Origin of the sequence: Pedobacter panaciterrae, assembly GCF_013204795.1 — a bacterium.
Lineage (GTDB): Bacteria > Bacteroidota > Bacteroidia > Sphingobacteriales > Sphingobacteriaceae > Pedobacter > Pedobacter panaciterrae.
Genome location: NZ_JABMKW010000017.1, coordinates 520300 through 535127, shown reverse-complemented (window position 1 = coordinate 535127; position 14828 = coordinate 520300). Strand labels below are relative to the sequence as shown.

The following is a 14828-nucleotide window of genomic DNA, read 5'->3' as shown; positions in this document are numbered from 1 at the left end:
AAAAATTAGTTTAAAAGATTAAAACATAGTTTTATGCAAAGTGGAAACTCAATCTTTTCAAGATTGGAAGTGAAGAAATATATATTAAAAAAGAATCTGAAGCGTGATTTGCCATCCAGTATTGTGGTATTTCTTGTTGCTCTCCCCCTATGTTTAGGGATAGCTTTAGCCTCAGGCGCACCTCTGTTTGCGGGTCTTATAACAGGTATAGTTGGTGGCGTTGTAGTTGCCAGCTTAAGCGGATCACAATTAAGTGTTAGTGGGCCTGCGGCTGGATTAACCGCAATCGTTCTGGGAGCTATCAGCCAATTGGGCGCTTATCAGACCTTTTTACTTGCAGTAGTTTTGGCAGGTGTAATTCAGATAATACTTGGATTGTTAAAGGGCGGAACTATCGGTAATTACTTTCCCTCAAGTGTAATTGAAGGGATGCTTGCCGCAATCGGATTAACCTTGATACTTAAACAACTTCCTCATGCGCTCGGGGTAGATTCAGATTTTTTTGGTGATGAAAGTTTCTTCCAAAAAGATAATGAAAATACATTTTCAGCCATTAGTGGGGCATTAGGCCATTTTAGTCTGGCTGCTATTGTAATAAGTGTATTGTCAATTTTAATCTTGGTCTTTTGGCCAAAATTTAAAAAATTAAGTGTTGTTCCCGCTCCCCTGGTAGTGGTAGTAATAGGAGTTGTGCTTACAATTGTTTTTCAGGGCGGGAATTATGCTTTGGAAGCAAAACAAATGGTAGAGATTCCAGTTGTGAACAGCTGGTCGGAATTTACGGGTTTATTTGCCGCACCAGATTTTTCACAGATAACGAATGGAAAAGTCTGGGTTGTTGCTGCAACAATTGCGGTGGTTGCCAGTCTTGAAACGCTATTAAGTATTGAAGCGGTAGACAAGATAGATCCAATTAAGCGTGTATCGCCTACAAATAGGGAACTGGTTGCTCAGGGTACAGGAAACATGGTTAGTGGTTTGTTAGGCGGATTGCCTTTAACATCGGTAATTGTAAGAAGCTCTGCAAACGTAAATGCAGGTGGAAGAACAAAGATGTCAGCTATTTTTCATGGAGTATGGTTGCTTTTATCCCTGCTTTTTATACCGGGTATTATCAATATGATTCCTTTGGCATGTCTGGCTGCAATTCTATTGGTAACAGGGTATAAATTAGCACGTATAGAGCTTTTTAAACATATGTACCACAAAGGCTGGGATCAGTTTGTCCCATTTGTAATTACTATTGTAGCTGTTTTGCTAACAGATTTGTTAAAAGGTGTTGCAATAGGTATGCTGTTCTCAATATTCTATTTATTACGTACCAATATGCGTAATCCATACTTCTACAAAATACAGGAAGAGGGTAATAAAAAGAACTTGAGAATAAAATTGGCCGAAGAAGTATCTTTCTTAAACAAGGCTGCCATTCAGGTGGTATTAAATAAAATACCTAAAGAAACTAACGTGATCATTGATGGATCCAATTCACGGTATATAGACCCCGACGTATTGGAAACCATTTTTAATTATAAGCACAATGCTTATACTAAGGGTATTATTGTAATTTTAGAAAATATTAAAGAACAATATACCGTGCCAAAATTGAACAATAAAATCATTGAAGAAATTAATAATTAAATTATTATGTGCGCGAAATTAGAAAAACAACATACAGATCAGATTACTTATGATAGCTTATTAAATGGAAATAAAGAGTGGGTTGCTGAGACTCTTAAAGAAGACCCCCTTTTCTTTGAACGCCTCTCTGCAGGTCAAGCTCCGCCTGTATTGTGGATAGGTTGCTCAGATAGTCGTGTGCCGGCTAATCAGATCACGAACACAATGCCTGGTGATATCTTTGTACACCGCAATATTGCAAACGTGGTTACGCATACAGATATGAATTTATTAAGTGTTCTGGATTATTCAGTAAATGTTCTTAAAGTAAAACATATCATTGTTTGCGGTCACTATGGCTGTGGGGGTGTAAATGCTGCACTTGGAGATAAACAAGTGGGGTTAATTGACAACTGGTTAAGAAACATTAAAGATGTGATTCGCATACACGAGCGTGAAATGTCGACCATTAAAGATCCACAAAAGAGGTCTGACCGTTTAGTGGAGTTGAATGCCATAGAGGGAGCTGCAAATGTGATGAGTACTTCAATTGTACAAAACGCATGGGCATCGGGTCAGGAACTTGGTGTGCATGCCTGGGTTTATAGTTTAAAATCAGGTTTAATCACCGATTTAAAAGTAAGTGCTTCAAGTGCTGAGGATATTTCTCCGGTATTTAAAATGAATACAGAAAAATAACTTTTCAATTAAGCTAAAGGCTGATTTACTAAATAAAAAAACTCCCGGCGATGAGCCGGGAGTTTTTTTATTTAGTATCTATCCTAAAAATGGATAACGATAATCCTTTGGTGGATCAAAAGTTTCCTTAATAGTACGAGGAGAAACCCAGCGCAATAGATTAATCATTGATCCGGCTTTATCATTTGTACCCGATCCTCTGGCACCACCAAAAGGCTGCTGTCCAACAACAGCACCGGTGCATTTATCATTAATATAGAAATTACCGGCAGCGTTTCTTAAACGTTGAGTAGCCTTTTCTATCGCGTAACGATCCTGGGCAATAACAGCACCTGTTAAGGCATAAATAGAAGTAGTATCTATAATGTCCAGAACTTTATCAAAATCTTTATCCTCGTAAACGTATATTGTTAATACAGGGCCAAAAAGCTCTTCACACATTGTGGTATATTTTGGATCTTTAACAACAAGAACTGTGGGCTCAATAAAGTAACCTTTAGATTTATCGTAGTTTCCTCCTGCAATAATCTCTACAGATTTGTCTTGCTTGGCTTCATCAATATATTTAGCCAGTTTATTGAAAGATTTCTCGTCAATAACTGCATTAATGAAATTACTGAAATCTTCAGTTCCACCCATTTTAAAGGTAGCCAGATCACGGATCATTAAATCCTTAATCTCAGGCCATACGGTTTTCGATACATAAACGCGAGAAGCAGCAGAACACTTCTGACCTTGATATTCAAAAGCACCACGAATAATTGCTGTACTTGATATTTCCGGTTCTGCAGAACCATGAACAAGGATAAAATCCTTACCACCGGTTTCTCCAACAATACGCGGATAGGTTTTAAATTTATGAATGTTATTACCAATAGTTTTCCAGATGTTTTGGAAAACTGCAGTAGAACCAGTAAAGTGAATTCCGGCAAAGTCAGGGTGACTAAAAATCACTTCGCCAGCTTCAGGTCCATCAACATAAACAAGGTTGATCACACCATCAGGTAATCCCGCTTCTCTGAATATCTGCATTAATACATTAGCTGCAAAAATTTGAGTATCTGCTGGTTTCCATACCACAACATTCCCCATCATAGCTGCTGATGTAGGAAGATTCCCTGCGATGGCAGTAAAGTTAAACGGGGTTAAAGCAAACACAAAACCTTCCAATGGGCGTTGCTCAACTCTGTTCCAAGATCCTTTAGGCGAAACAGGGGGTTGTTGCTTATAGATTTCAGCCATATAACTAACATTGAAACGAAGGAAATCAATCAGCTCACATGCCGAGTCAATTTCAGCCTGGTAAGCATTCTTAGACTGCCCAAGCATTGTTGCAGCATTTAATTTATAACGATACGGACCTGCAATTAAATCGGCTGCCTTCAGAAAAATTGCAGCACGATGTTCCCACGCCAAATTTTCCCAATCAGCTTTAGCTGCCAAAGCAGCATCAATAGCTTGCTTTACGTGGTTTTTATTTCCAATACTATATTTACCCAATACATGTTGATGATCGTGCGGAGGGGTAACCTTTCCTTTAACTTCTGTATGCACTTCCTCAACACCAATATACATCGGTATCTCAATTTGTTTGGAACGGGCATCGGCTAAAGCGGCCTTTAAAAGTTCACGTTCTTTACTCCCTGGTGCATAACCCAAAATGGGCTCATTTACAGGAGCGGGTACGTTAAAAAATCCTTTAAGCATGTTATAATAAGTTATTTTTACAAAGGTAAACTTTTATTTATTACACAGGTAAATGGCAATCCGTATAAACGTGATAAAATGCGAGGTAATAATTCTTATTTTTGAAACGGCACATGATTAAATACCTCAGATTATTATTACTTCCGTTTTCTGTCCTCTATGGCTTAGTAGTTCTCATCAGGAATAAGCTATACGATACAGGTGTGTTTAAGCAAACAAATTTTGACTTACCGGTGATATGTGTAGGGAACCTTGTTGTTGGGGGGGCTGGCAAAAGTCCGGTAACCGAGTACCTCGTAAATCTGTTATCTGATAAGCGTATTGCCATCCTAAGCAGGGGGTACGGCCGTAAAACTAAAGGATATATCCTTGCAGATGCAAACTCAAATGCAGAAACAATAGGCGACGAACCAATGCAGTTTTACAACAAGTTTCCAACAGTTACAGTTGCAGTTTGCGAAGACAGGGTAACCGGTATTAATCTTTTAAAAAGTAATCACGATATTATAATACTGGACGATGCTTTTCAGCATAGGAGTGTAAAACCCGGTTTTAACATCCTTCTTTTTGAATATCAAAAACTACTAAGTCCGCAATTTTTGCTTCCTGCCGGAAATTTAAGAGAACCTTTTTCTGGATACCATCGGGCACAGGCATTGCTGGTTACCAAAGGACCAGAAAAGATAGATGTGCATCAAAAGCAAGCTTGCTTAAATAGGTTTGATACACCAGCAAAAGAAAAGCTATCCTTTTCTTTTTTAACTTATAGTAGCCTTACAAACCTTATTTCAAAAGAACAGCGGCCCCTATCCTCAATTTCAGGTACTACTTCTGTATTCTTATTAACCGGGATAGCTAACCCTTTACCTTTGTTAACTCAGTTGCAAAAATATACGCAGCGTATAGATCACCATGACTATCCTGATCATTATCGCTTTACTTTGCAAAATATTCAGCAACTTGTAAATGCCTTTAAGAACGAACCTTCAGAAGAAAAAATAATAATAACAACAGAAAAAGATGCACAACGTTTATTAGATGATGTATTAAAAGAATTACTTTTAAATTTGCCTGTCTTTTATTTGCCTGTTAAAATAACATTACAGGAAGAAGATAAAGCTACATTTGATCAAAAGATTTTAGATTATGTTTCAAGCACTACACGAAACCGTTGAATATATAAAACGAAAAACTGATAATTTCCTTCCGGAAATTGGAATTGTTTTAGGAACTGGCCTTGGTGGTCTTGTTAACGATATAGAAGTTGAATACCAGTTGATGTATTCTAATATTCCTAATTTCCCAATCTCGACACTCGAATTTCATACCGGAAAGCTAATCTTCGGAAAGCTCAATGGCAAAAAAGTAATTGCAATGCAAGGAAGGCTTCATTATTACGAAGGCTATTCTATGCAGCAAATTACTTTCCCGATCAGGGCAATGAAAGCTTTAGGGATAGCCCACTTATTTGTTTCAAATGCTGCGGGATCGTTAAATCCGGAATTTAAAAAAGGCGACTTAATGGTGATCAATGATCACATCAATTTGCAGCCAGAGAGTCCTTTACGTGGTAGTAATGATTCAGACATGGGACCTCGTTTTCCCGACATGAGTCAGCCTTATAATAGAGCATTAATAAAGCAAGCAATTAATATTGCTAAGGACAACAACATTAAGTGCCATCAAGGCGTTTACATTGCCGTAACAGGACCCAATTTAGAAACTAAAGCAGAATATAATTATTTGAGAATTATTGGAGGCGATGCTGTAGGGATGAGTACTGTGCCCGAGGTTATAGTAGCCAACCACATGAGCATCCCTGTATTTGCAATTTCTGTTTTAACGGATGAGGGATTCCCTGAAGTACTTGAACCGGTTAGTCTTGAAGAAATAATAGAAACAGCAAAGATAGCCGAGCCTAAAATGACAAAAATATTGAGCCAGTTAATTTCAACTTTATAATGTATAAAAACATTGCCTTTCTTGTTTTTTGCTTTGTCATCTTCGGTGGTGCACAATTGTTCGCGCAGGATTTAAAAACTACCGTTAATGATAATAAGGAGATGGACTCCTTAAGAAAGAAAGAAGAAGAAGGAAGAGATTCTATAGTATTCACCTCAAGATTTATCAGATATACTACCCTTAAACTTACAAAGGATAGCATACAAACTATACCTCTGGACACAACACTAACAGGCTTTCAAAATTTTAACATACTTATACAACCAAGAACACCAACAGTTGGGGTTGGTAACTTAGGCCTGGCCGCCAGACCAATGCTTTTTGAGCCGTCTAAAACAATAGGTTTTGACATTGGTATGCACTCGCTTGATTATTACGCAATGACGCACGACGATGTTAGGTATTACCAGGCAAGAACACCATTTACCAGTCTTTATTATGTTAGCGCCGGCGAAGCTGAGCAAGTTTTTAAAGTAATACACTCTCAGAATATTAAGCCGAACTTTAATGTGGGCCTCAATTTTAATAGGATAGGGGCAAATGGTTATTACAGAAGGCAAAGGGGAGACGACCTGAATGGCGCGCTCTTTAGCTGGTACCAATCGCCAAACAAAAGGTATAATCTATGGGCTAGTGTAGTGTTTAATACCCTTAAAACTCAAGAAAATGGATCCATACTTAATGATTCTATTTATACAGGTACAAACAATTCTGTAGATAAACTTACAGAACCTGTTAGGCTGCAAACTGGTAAACGAATATGGCGGCAAACTGGTTTTATGCTTAAGCAGACCTATTTTGTGGGGCGGATAGATAGCGTTGCCCAGGAAATAACAAAAAAAATACTCCCAACAAACAAGATATCCTATACTTTAAAGTATGATGCAAATTCCTATGCATTCCAAAAGGATGAGGGCTTTACTTCAGAACGTGTCAGGGAATCTGTTTTCCCAAATGGTATTGGTTTGGCAGATACTACTTTCACTAATGATAGTACAAGATATACCCACATACAGAATGAGTTTATCTACAGCTTTTTCCTTAGGGCAAAAGGAAGTTCAATTATCAAAAATGAGCTAAAGCTCGATGTAGGTATAAAGCACGACTTTTATAATTATAACCAGATGGTGCTTTATCGAGACCGAACCCGGTTTTATGATTATTCAGCTACTTTCCAAAATGTTAGTTTGTTGGGTAATGCCGGCTATCGGTTAAGTAACAAAATAGATTTTAATGTCGATTTACAACAAATCTTTCAAGGACGAAACGTAGGTGATTTTTTATACGAAGCCAAAAGTAACGTGCTCTTAAGTAAATCTGTTGGTCGTATAGTTCTAGGTGCTTATTTCCAAAACAAGTCACCTGAAGAAACCTATACCAATTACTTTGGCAACCACTACCGTTGGGAAAATAATTTCGATCGTACTAAAACCATCAACCTGTCCTTTAATTTTATCAACGAAAAATTTGGGTTTGATGCAGGTGCACAGTACTATTTAATAGATAAGTATCTTTATTTTGGTCAGGATGACAAAGGCGGAATAGAACCACTTCAGTTAGGTTCCTCTATAAACCTCTTTAAAATAACTGCAGGTAAAAAATTCAGATTCGGTAAGTTTAATCTGGAGAGTTATGTTGTTTACCAAAAAACAGATAATCCCGATAAGTTACGTACTCCTGAAGTTTATACCTTCAATAGTTTTTATCTGGATCACACCTTTTTTAAGGTGTTAAAAACCAATGTCGGTTTCGATGTCCGTTACAACACACCATACAAAGCATACTCGTATTCAACTGCAACTGGCCAGTTCTATATTGGTAAAGATGTAACGTTTGATACCACGCCAATTGTAGATGTATGGGTTAAAGCAAGTTTAAGAAGAGCTAACCTTTTTGTGAAATGCGATTATGTAAACCAGGGCTTACTTTATAAAGGATATTATACAGTTGATCGCTATCCAATGCCAGATCGTTTATTATTCAAATTTGGAGTAAGCTGGAATTTCTACGATTAAACTATTGATGAGCGGTTGTTTTTAAACTTCCGTCATCTCGACGATAGGAGGGATCTCTTGACCACGAAGTAGCTGCAAATGCAAATTGGCATAACCAAGAGATTTCTCCTATCGTCGAAATGACGAGCTAAGCTATATAGCATGGCATTACTACTTTTAACAGTATTAAGTTTTGCCCGAAGTCACTAAGTCTTTTGCGGTTTCTTTTTAGCAGCCGGAAACAAAACATTGTTTAAAATTAACCGATAACCCGGTGAATTAGGGTGCAGATTTAGATCAGTTGGAGGATCTCCAACAGCATGCTGATAATCTTCCGGATCATGTCCACCATAAAAAGTAAACTGCCCTTTACCAATCTCGCCGTTTAAATAGCGTACCTCTTCGGCGCCTTTATTTTCACCAAGAACCGTAACACTTGGTTTTACAAAACGTTTCTTAAATGCAGTGGTTTGGCCCATAAAACCCTTAATTACCTTATCATGGTTTTGAGTGAGCATAGTTGGCACAAGATCCCATTTTGCAGAAAAATCAAACAGTGTAAAAAAATCATTAGCCTGTGTAAGTGTTCTGGTTTGAGTAGCATCTATATCAGAAAATTCGTAATTATTAGGGTTCTCATCAAGCTTAAAATCCTTAAAAGCAAAGGTGTTATTAAAATTAAGTTTACTTTGAGCCTGCGGATCGGCCCCGTCGCCATCAAACATACTTTCACAAATGTCAACACCTTCGGCGCTCAATGCAATGTCAAAACTATCAGTACCCGAACACATTGCAAAAAGAAATCCACCTCCAGTACAGAACTCCTTTATCCGTTTAGCTACAGCCAACTTCAATTGAGATACCTTAGTAAAACCATTTCTTTTTGCAGTAGCTTCTTGATTTTTAACATCTTCACGATACCAAGTCGCATTTCTAAAAGCACTCCAGAAGCGACCATACTGGCCGGTAAAATCCTCGTGATGCAGGTGCAGCCAGTCATATGCCGACAATTTATCCTTTAAAACATCATCATCATAAACCACATCGTAAGGAATTTCAGCATAGGTAAGCACCATAGTAACCGCATCATCCCATGGTAATTTACTTTTAGGCGAATAAACCGCTATTTTTGGAGCTTTTTCAAGCTTCACCATTTCCATATTTACTTGTGGGTCGCTAATCTCATTTAAAATAGATGTAACCTTTCCGTCGGCAAGTATCTGATAAGAAACCCCCCTGGTTTTACACTCGTCTTCAATAGCCTTGTTATAGCCAATTAAAAAACTACCACCTCTGTAATTTAAGAGCCAGCTAACATCCGCTTTTTGCTTAATACCCCAATATGCTATACCATAAGCTTTCAAATGGTTTTTTTGGTCCTCATCCATGTAAATAAGAATAGACGATGCCTTAGCAGCTATTGTAACTACGAGTAAAAAAAACAGAAGGCCAAATTTTTTCAAGCTTAAAATCATGTGGTTGTATCAGTGAGTACGAATGTATATTTTTTGCATACCAATATAAAATTATAATGTACATATAACGCTTTTAGTATAAATTGCATATAAAAACTATTTTATCTAAGTTTGGCGTTTACAAAAAACAACATGAGTAAAGCAATAATTAAAACAGAGAAAGGGAACATGACTGTTCAGTTTTATGATCAGGATGCACCAAATACAGTTGCTAACTTTAAAAAATTAGCGAACGAGGGATTTTATGATGGGGTTATATTTCACAGAGTAATTCCAAATTTTGTGGTTCAGGGTGGAGATCCTACCGGAACTGGTGCAGGTGGCCCGGGTTATAAAATTGATTGTGAGCTTTCTGGAGAGAACCAATATCATGACCGTGGTGTTTTGTCAATGGCACATGCTGGCAGAAACACAGGAGGATCGCAGTTTTTTATCTGTCATAGCAGAGATAATACTGCTCACCTTGATAGAAACCACACAGTATTCGGTAAAGTAATAGAAAATGTCGATATTGTTGATGATATTAAACAAGGTGACAAGATTTTAGGAATAGAAGTAATAGAGGATTAATATGAATTTAAGAGGAATAGTAGCAGTATCTGGGAGACCGGGGCTATTTAAACTAGTAGGGCAAAATAAAGGCGGATACGTTCTTGAGAGCCTTGATGCTCAAAAAGTTAAAATTGTAGCCAATATTACTACAACTAAACTTGCATCATTAGAAGACATTACCATTTATGGCGAAGATGAGGATCTGAAGCTTGTGGATGTTTTGGCTAACATTGCTGCGGCTAAAGGAAACGTTCCTGATGCAAAAACAGACGCAAACGCTTTAAAAGCATTCTTTAAAGAAGTTGCGCCAGATCATGATGAGGAAAAAGTATACACCTCTGATATGAAAAAGATTGTTACCTGGTACCATTTATTAAAAGAGCTGCCTTTGTTTTCAGAGGATGCCCCATCAGTAAGTGCAGAACAGGAAGCTTTAAAGGCTGAAGAAAAAATCGATAAGAAGCCAAAAGCTACGCCAAAACCAGCAAATGCAAAAGCACCGGCTAAAACATCACAGCCAGCTAAAAAAGCAAGCATGACCAGTAAAAAAGGTGTGTAGTTAGCGAATTACAATATGATATAAAGAGCCTGATTAACGTTAATGTTGATCGGGCTCTTTGTTATTTTAAGCCAAATACCAGATCAGTAAAAACGCTATTGCCGATATAACTATGGCAATAATATAGCTTAAACGATCCTTTCCTCTGTCGCTTTTAAACTTGTAATTTCTTTTATATTCTGATGGTAAGCGCATAATAAATCTCCTTTTAAATAATGATGAGAGCGGGATTAAATTTCCATAAAATTAATACAGATTATTCATGGTGATATGGTTCTCCTTTTAATATACTAAAAGCCCTGTATAGCTGCTCTACAAAAAATAAACGTACCATTTGATGAGAGAAAGTCATATCAGAAAGCGACATACTCCCGTTGGATCTTTTATAAACAGACTCATCAAACCCATAAGGTCCACCTATTACAAATACCAAATGCTGAACACTTCCAATCATCTGTTTGTTCAAATAATTTGAAAATAGTACAGAAGTATATTTTTTCCCTTTCTCGTCAAGCAAAATTACAGTATCCGGATTACTGATGTGTTTTAACATCATTTCAGCTTCCTTTGCCTTTTGTTGCGCCTCACTTAGATTCTTAGTGTTTTTTACATCAGGAATAACGATCATATTAAACCCTATATAATGTTTTAGTCGGTTTAAATACTTCTCAATACCTTCAATAAGATATTTTTCTTCTGTTTTTCCTGTAACAAGTAGTGTAATCTTCATCTAATTAGCGGCGTAATAATCAATTCCCTATATTTATCAAACTGGGCCGAAGCAAAACAGTTCAATGGAGAAAAATACAATGATAAGAACAAAAGATAGCATTTTAAACGATTACAGAAATAATGTAGCAAGTCAGCAAACTCAAATCGATGGCCTTAAGAGCAAGCTTAATAAAATATCATTCTCCCGTTTGGGTCTGTTTATTGCCGAAGTAATAATAATAGCGCTCATCATAAATATTGGTTTTTCGTGGGTGTTAATAGCGCTAACTATTATACCGGTAATCTTTTTTATGATTTTGGTGAAAAAGCAAATTGCAGTACAACAAGAGCTAACCTACGCCGAACAACTTTTGTGGGTTTACCAAAATGAAGTGAATCATATTACTTCAAATACCAATGGATATAGTGATGGAGAGCGCTATAGCAACGAATACCATTCTTATTCATCAGATTTGGACATTTACGGGCAAGGAACTTTGTTCTCTTATATCAATCGTTGCAATACAAATAATGGCTTAAATATCCTTGCAGAAAATCTGGGTCGGCCAAATGGAAAGGACGTCATTTTGCAGCGACAAGAAGCTATCGCCGAAATGACTGAACATATAGATAAAACTTTTCACTTCCGGGCCGAATTACAAAATCACAAACCCGGTCAGCTTGACGTTATTAAGGATAAACTGGAACATCAGCTGCCCAATCAGCTAAAGTTTACTCACAATAAAACGCTTCAATTATATGTAAAAATAGGGCCTTTTATTACTTTTGGGGTGCTTATACTTGGCGCAATATTCGGTGGTCATGTATGGAAAATATTTGGCCTTGTAGCCTTATTTAATATGTCACTCATTTTCTTCAACCTGAAATACATCAACCTGGTTTATTATGGATTTACAGGGGGATCAAATTTATTAGACTCCTTCTCTGGCACAATAAAGTGGACAGAAGAAATTACCTGGAAAAGCACCTATATTAAAGATTTTTTTAAGGGAAATGATAGCGACGGCATAACAAACGATCCTGTAAGTAAACAGATCAAACAACTATCATCCATCATTAAAGCATTTGATAACAGGCTTAACCCATTTGTAGGCTTTTTTTTAAACCTGTTTCTGCTCTTGGATCTAAAATGCTCATTCGATTTAAATAAATGGTATATAAAATCATCAACTAACTTGGTAGGCGGCCTGTATAGGATTAGTCAGTTCGAAGAGTTGATTTCGTTTGCCACACTTACCCACAATCAACCAGACTGGAGCTTCCCTACAATTGCTGATAATTTTAACTTAAAGGGCATTGAATTAGGACATCCCTTAATTCACGAAAGAGAGCGTGTAGTAAACGATTTTAGTCTGGGCGCCCATCCTACAGTTGATATTGTTACAGGCTCAAATATGGCAGGGAAAAGCACATTTCTGCGTACAGTTGGTATTAACATGGTGCTCGCATTTGCAGGCGCGCCCGTTTGCGCTAAAGAAATGTCGCTTTCTATATTTAAAGTACTTTCCTATATGCGTATCAAAGATTCTTTGAACGATCATACCTCAACCTTTAAAGCAGAACTCAACAGGCTAAAAATGATACTCGATGCCATCAATGTTTCGGCAAATTCATTTGTGCTGATCGATGAAATGCTTAGGGGAACAAACAGTAAGGATAAATATCTTGGATCTAAAGTATTTATAGAAAAATTAATTGCACAAAGCACACCTGCACTGTTTGCTACTCACGACTTACAACTCTCAGAAATGGAAGCAGATCATGGCGATAATGTAAGGAACTATCATTTTGATATTCAAATAGCAGAGGATGAGATGGAGTTTGATTACAAGTTGAAACATGGCCCTTGCAAAACTTTTAATGCGGCCCTGTTACTCAAACAAATAGGCTTAACATTAAGTTAATACCATAATGCCATATTGCCTTTAATAACTGCAGGTATGATTAAAGCATCTGATTTTGGTGAGGATTTTTTATGGGGTGTGGCGGTAGCTGCAGCCCAAATTGAAGGTGCTTCTGAGAGCTATGGCAAAGGGCCATCTATTTGGGATACTTTTTCTAAAAGATCAGGTAAAATAAAAAAAGGGCACGACCCCAAGCATGCCTGCGACTTTTACCATAAGTACAAAGAAGATATAGCCCTTGTTAAAACACTTGGCTTCTCCGTTTTTCGATTTTCAATAGCCTGGTCCAGAATTCTTCCTTATGGGAAGGGAGCTATAAATAAAGAAGGAATTCTTTTCTACCATAAAGTGATAGATGAGTGCCTGCTAAATGGGCTAATTCCTTATGTAACACTTTACCACTGGGATTTGCCGGATGCGCTGGAAGATGAGGGCGGGTGGACTGCTTATAGCATCAATGATTCCTTTAATAACTTCGTATCTATATGCGCCAAAGAGTATGGTCATAAGGTTAAGAACTGGATAGTTTTGAATGAACCTTTCGGTTTTACTTCACTGGGATACATGTTAGGAGTACATGCGCCCGGAAAAACGGGCTTAACCAATTTCTTTTCTGCCGTTCATCATACCGCAATAGCACAAGCCGATGGTGGCCGGATATTAAGAGCCGAAGTGCCCAACGCCAACATTGGAACAAGCTTCTCTTGCTCTGAAGTTATTCCGTATACGCAAAGCGATGCCGATATAACTGCCGCTAAAAGAATTGATTGTTTGATGAACAGGTTATTTATTGAACCTACATTGGGAATGGGTTATCCAGGAGCAGATTGGGATTTGATGGAGAAATTTTCGATTCAGCATTCTACCTGGCGACATACTAAGAGACTAACTTTTGACTTCGATTTTATTGGTCTACAAAATTATTTTCCCTTAACCATTAAATACAACGCCTTTATCCCTGTTTTGCAGGCATGGGAAGTTAAAGCTAAAAGCAGAAAAAAACCACATACTGCAATGGGATGGGAAATAAATGCCGATAGCTTTTACAATATCATTAAGCAATTCGCTTCTTATCCGGGTATTAAGAAACTAATGATTACTGAAAATGGAGCAGCCTATCATGATAAGGTATCGGGTAATCATGTTCATGATCCGGAACGCATAGCTTATTTTCAGCTTTATCTGGCGGCCCTCCTAAAAGCCAAAAGTGAAGGGTTAAATATTACAGGTTACATGGCCTGGACATTAATGGATAATTTTGAATGGGCCGAGGGTTTTAATGCCCGTTTTGGTTTAGTACATACAGACTTTAAAACTCAGCACAGAATCATAAAAGATTCCGGGTTCTGGTTTCAGCAGTTTTTGGCATCCGATTTATAAATCAGCAATAGTAAAGTCGTGTCTGGAGTTTCTTATAATTCATCAGAAGTTCATTTCATTGTGACTTGACAGGGCGCAACTAGATATGTTAGGTGGCATTATAAAATCCCAAATGAAAAGCTTTTTGTACATTTATATCCAAAGCATATTAAATGGATAAGATTGTAGTATTTGAAACTTTTTATAACCCAATTGAGGCCAATATTGTGAAAGCAAGATTAATGGATAGCGGTGTTCAATGTTTTTT

Annotated in this window: 13 protein-coding genes; 9 read left to right on the top strand and 4 right to left on the bottom strand. The window is 37.4% G+C overall.

Annotation, left to right across the window (positions count from 1 at the left end; all coding sequences use genetic code 11):
- The first annotated feature begins 33 nt into the window (after window positions 1–33).
- Complete coding sequence (locus HQN86_RS13700; protein ID WP_172661504.1) at window positions 34–1638, top strand: SulP family inorganic anion transporter; 1605 nt, start codon at window positions 34–36, stop codon at window positions 1636–1638.
- A 6-nt stretch (window positions 1639–1644) separates the two neighbouring features.
- Window positions 1645–2316 (top strand): carbonic anhydrase, encoded by a 672-nt coding sequence (locus HQN86_RS13695; protein ID WP_172661503.1) that lies wholly within the window; start codon window positions 1645–1647, stop codon window positions 2314–2316.
- A 78-nt stretch (window positions 2317–2394) separates the two neighbouring features.
- On the opposite strand, the gene pruA is transcribed toward HQN86_RS13695, so the two are convergent.
- Entirely contained in the window at window positions 2395–4023 is a 1629-nt protein-coding gene (pruA, locus tag HQN86_RS13690; RefSeq protein WP_172661502.1) for an L-glutamate gamma-semialdehyde dehydrogenase, read from the bottom strand.
- Window positions 4024–4136: 113 nt separating this feature from the next.
- Here pruA and lpxK point away from each other — a divergent pair, with 113 nt between their 5' ends.
- From lpxK to HQN86_RS13675, 3 genes are read left to right on the top strand one after another with little or no spacing between them, the layout of a single operon-like run.
- A complete protein-coding gene (gene lpxK, locus HQN86_RS13685) occupies window positions 4137–5198 on the top strand; it encodes a tetraacyldisaccharide 4'-kinase (protein ID WP_172661501.1) in 1062 nt (353 codons plus the stop codon).
- A complete protein-coding gene (locus HQN86_RS13680; RefSeq protein WP_172661500.1) occupies window positions 5170–5985 on the top strand; it encodes a purine-nucleoside phosphorylase in 816 nt (271 codons plus the stop codon). The genes lpxK and HQN86_RS13680 overlap by 29 nt, the downstream gene beginning before the upstream one ends.
- The gene (locus HQN86_RS13675; RefSeq protein ID WP_172661499.1) at window positions 5985–8000 is read left to right on the top strand and encodes a putative porin; all 2016 of its coding nucleotides are present in this window, start codon (window positions 5985–5987) and stop codon (window positions 7998–8000) included. Before HQN86_RS13680 ends, HQN86_RS13675 begins: the two co-directional genes overlap by 1 nt.
- A gap of 185 nt (window positions 8001–8185) precedes the next feature.
- Here the strand turns inward: HQN86_RS13675 and HQN86_RS13670 are convergent, their stop codons facing one another.
- Window positions 8186–9367, bottom strand: a complete 1182-nt coding sequence (locus HQN86_RS13670) for an asparagine synthetase B (protein ID WP_216854405.1) — start codon at window positions 9365–9367, stop codon at window positions 8186–8188.
- Window positions 9368–9586: 219 nt separating this feature from the next.
- Between HQN86_RS13670 and HQN86_RS13665 the strand changes: the two genes are divergently transcribed.
- Together HQN86_RS13665 and HQN86_RS13660 are read left to right on the top strand one after the other, a co-directional pair.
- A complete protein-coding gene (locus HQN86_RS13665) occupies window positions 9587–10024 on the top strand; it encodes a peptidylprolyl isomerase (protein ID WP_172661497.1) in 438 nt (145 codons plus the stop codon).
- A 1-nt stretch (window position 10025) separates the two neighbouring features.
- The gene (locus HQN86_RS13660; RefSeq protein WP_172661496.1) at window positions 10026–10565 is read left to right on the top strand and encodes a DUF5606 family protein; all 540 of its coding nucleotides are present in this window, start codon (window positions 10026–10028) and stop codon (window positions 10563–10565) included.
- Between the two features lie 66 nt (window positions 10566–10631).
- Here the strand turns inward: HQN86_RS13660 and HQN86_RS27000 are convergent, their stop codons facing one another.
- Both HQN86_RS27000 and rlmH read right to left on the bottom strand, forming a co-directional pair.
- Window positions 10632–10760: a hypothetical protein gene (locus HQN86_RS27000; RefSeq protein ID WP_262889301.1), complete on the bottom strand. Its 129-nt coding sequence runs from the start codon at window positions 10758–10760 to the stop codon at window positions 10632–10634.
- 61 nt (window positions 10761–10821) lie between these two features.
- Entirely contained in the window at window positions 10822–11295 is a 474-nt protein-coding gene (gene rlmH / locus HQN86_RS13655) for a 23S rRNA (pseudouridine(1915)-N(3))-methyltransferase RlmH (protein WP_172661495.1), read from the bottom strand.
- A gap of 64 nt (window positions 11296–11359) precedes the next feature.
- Here rlmH and HQN86_RS13650 point away from each other — a divergent pair, with 64 nt between their 5' ends.
- Together HQN86_RS13650 and HQN86_RS13645 are read left to right on the top strand one after the other, a co-directional pair.
- On the top strand, window positions 11360–13201 hold the full coding sequence (locus HQN86_RS13650) for a MutS-related protein (protein WP_246269610.1): 1842 nt from the start codon (window positions 11360–11362) through the stop codon (window positions 13199–13201).
- 36 nt (window positions 13202–13237) lie between these two features.
- The gene (locus tag HQN86_RS13645) at window positions 13238–14581 is read left to right on the top strand and encodes a GH1 family beta-glucosidase (protein WP_172661494.1); all 1344 of its coding nucleotides are present in this window, start codon (window positions 13238–13240) and stop codon (window positions 14579–14581) included.
- Window positions 14582–14828 lie beyond the last annotated feature (247 nt).

Excerpts from the sequence above, each read along its gene's own strand:
- HQN86_RS13700 (WP_172661504.1), top strand. The coding sequence starts at position 34 with ATGCAAAGTGGAAACTCAATCTTTTCAAGATTGGAAGTGAAGAAATAT.
- HQN86_RS13695 (WP_172661503.1), top strand. The coding sequence starts at position 1,645 with ATGTGCGCGAAATTAGAAAAACAACATACAGATCAGATTACTTATGAT.
- pruA (WP_172661502.1), bottom strand. The coding sequence starts at position 4,023 with ATGCTTAAAGGATTTTTTAACGTACCCGCTCCTGTAAATGAGCCCATT.
- lpxK (WP_172661501.1), top strand. The coding sequence starts at position 4,137 with ATGATTAAATACCTCAGATTATTATTACTTCCGTTTTCTGTCCTCTAT.
- HQN86_RS13680 (WP_172661500.1), top strand. The coding sequence starts at position 5,170 with ATGTTTCAAGCACTACACGAAACCGTTGAATATATAAAACGAAAAACT.
- HQN86_RS13675 (WP_172661499.1), top strand. The coding sequence starts at position 5,985 with ATGTATAAAAACATTGCCTTTCTTGTTTTTTGCTTTGTCATCTTCGGT.
- HQN86_RS13670 (WP_216854405.1), bottom strand. The coding sequence starts at position 9,367 with ATGGATGAGGACCAAAAAAACCATTTGAAAGCTTATGGTATAGCATAT.
- HQN86_RS13665 (WP_172661497.1), top strand. The coding sequence starts at position 9,587 with ATGAGTAAAGCAATAATTAAAACAGAGAAAGGGAACATGACTGTTCAG.
- HQN86_RS13660 (WP_172661496.1), top strand. The coding sequence starts at position 10,026 with ATGAATTTAAGAGGAATAGTAGCAGTATCTGGGAGACCGGGGCTATTT.
- HQN86_RS27000 (WP_262889301.1), bottom strand. The coding sequence starts at position 10,760 with ATGCGCTTACCATCAGAATATAAAAGAAATTACAAGTTTAAAAGCGAC.
- rlmH (WP_172661495.1), bottom strand. The coding sequence starts at position 11,295 with ATGAAGATTACACTACTTGTTACAGGAAAAACAGAAGAAAAATATCTT.
- HQN86_RS13650 (WP_246269610.1), top strand. The coding sequence starts at position 11,360 with ATGGAGAAAAATACAATGATAAGAACAAAAGATAGCATTTTAAACGAT.
- HQN86_RS13645 (WP_172661494.1), top strand. The coding sequence starts at position 13,238 with ATGATTAAAGCATCTGATTTTGGTGAGGATTTTTTATGGGGTGTGGCG.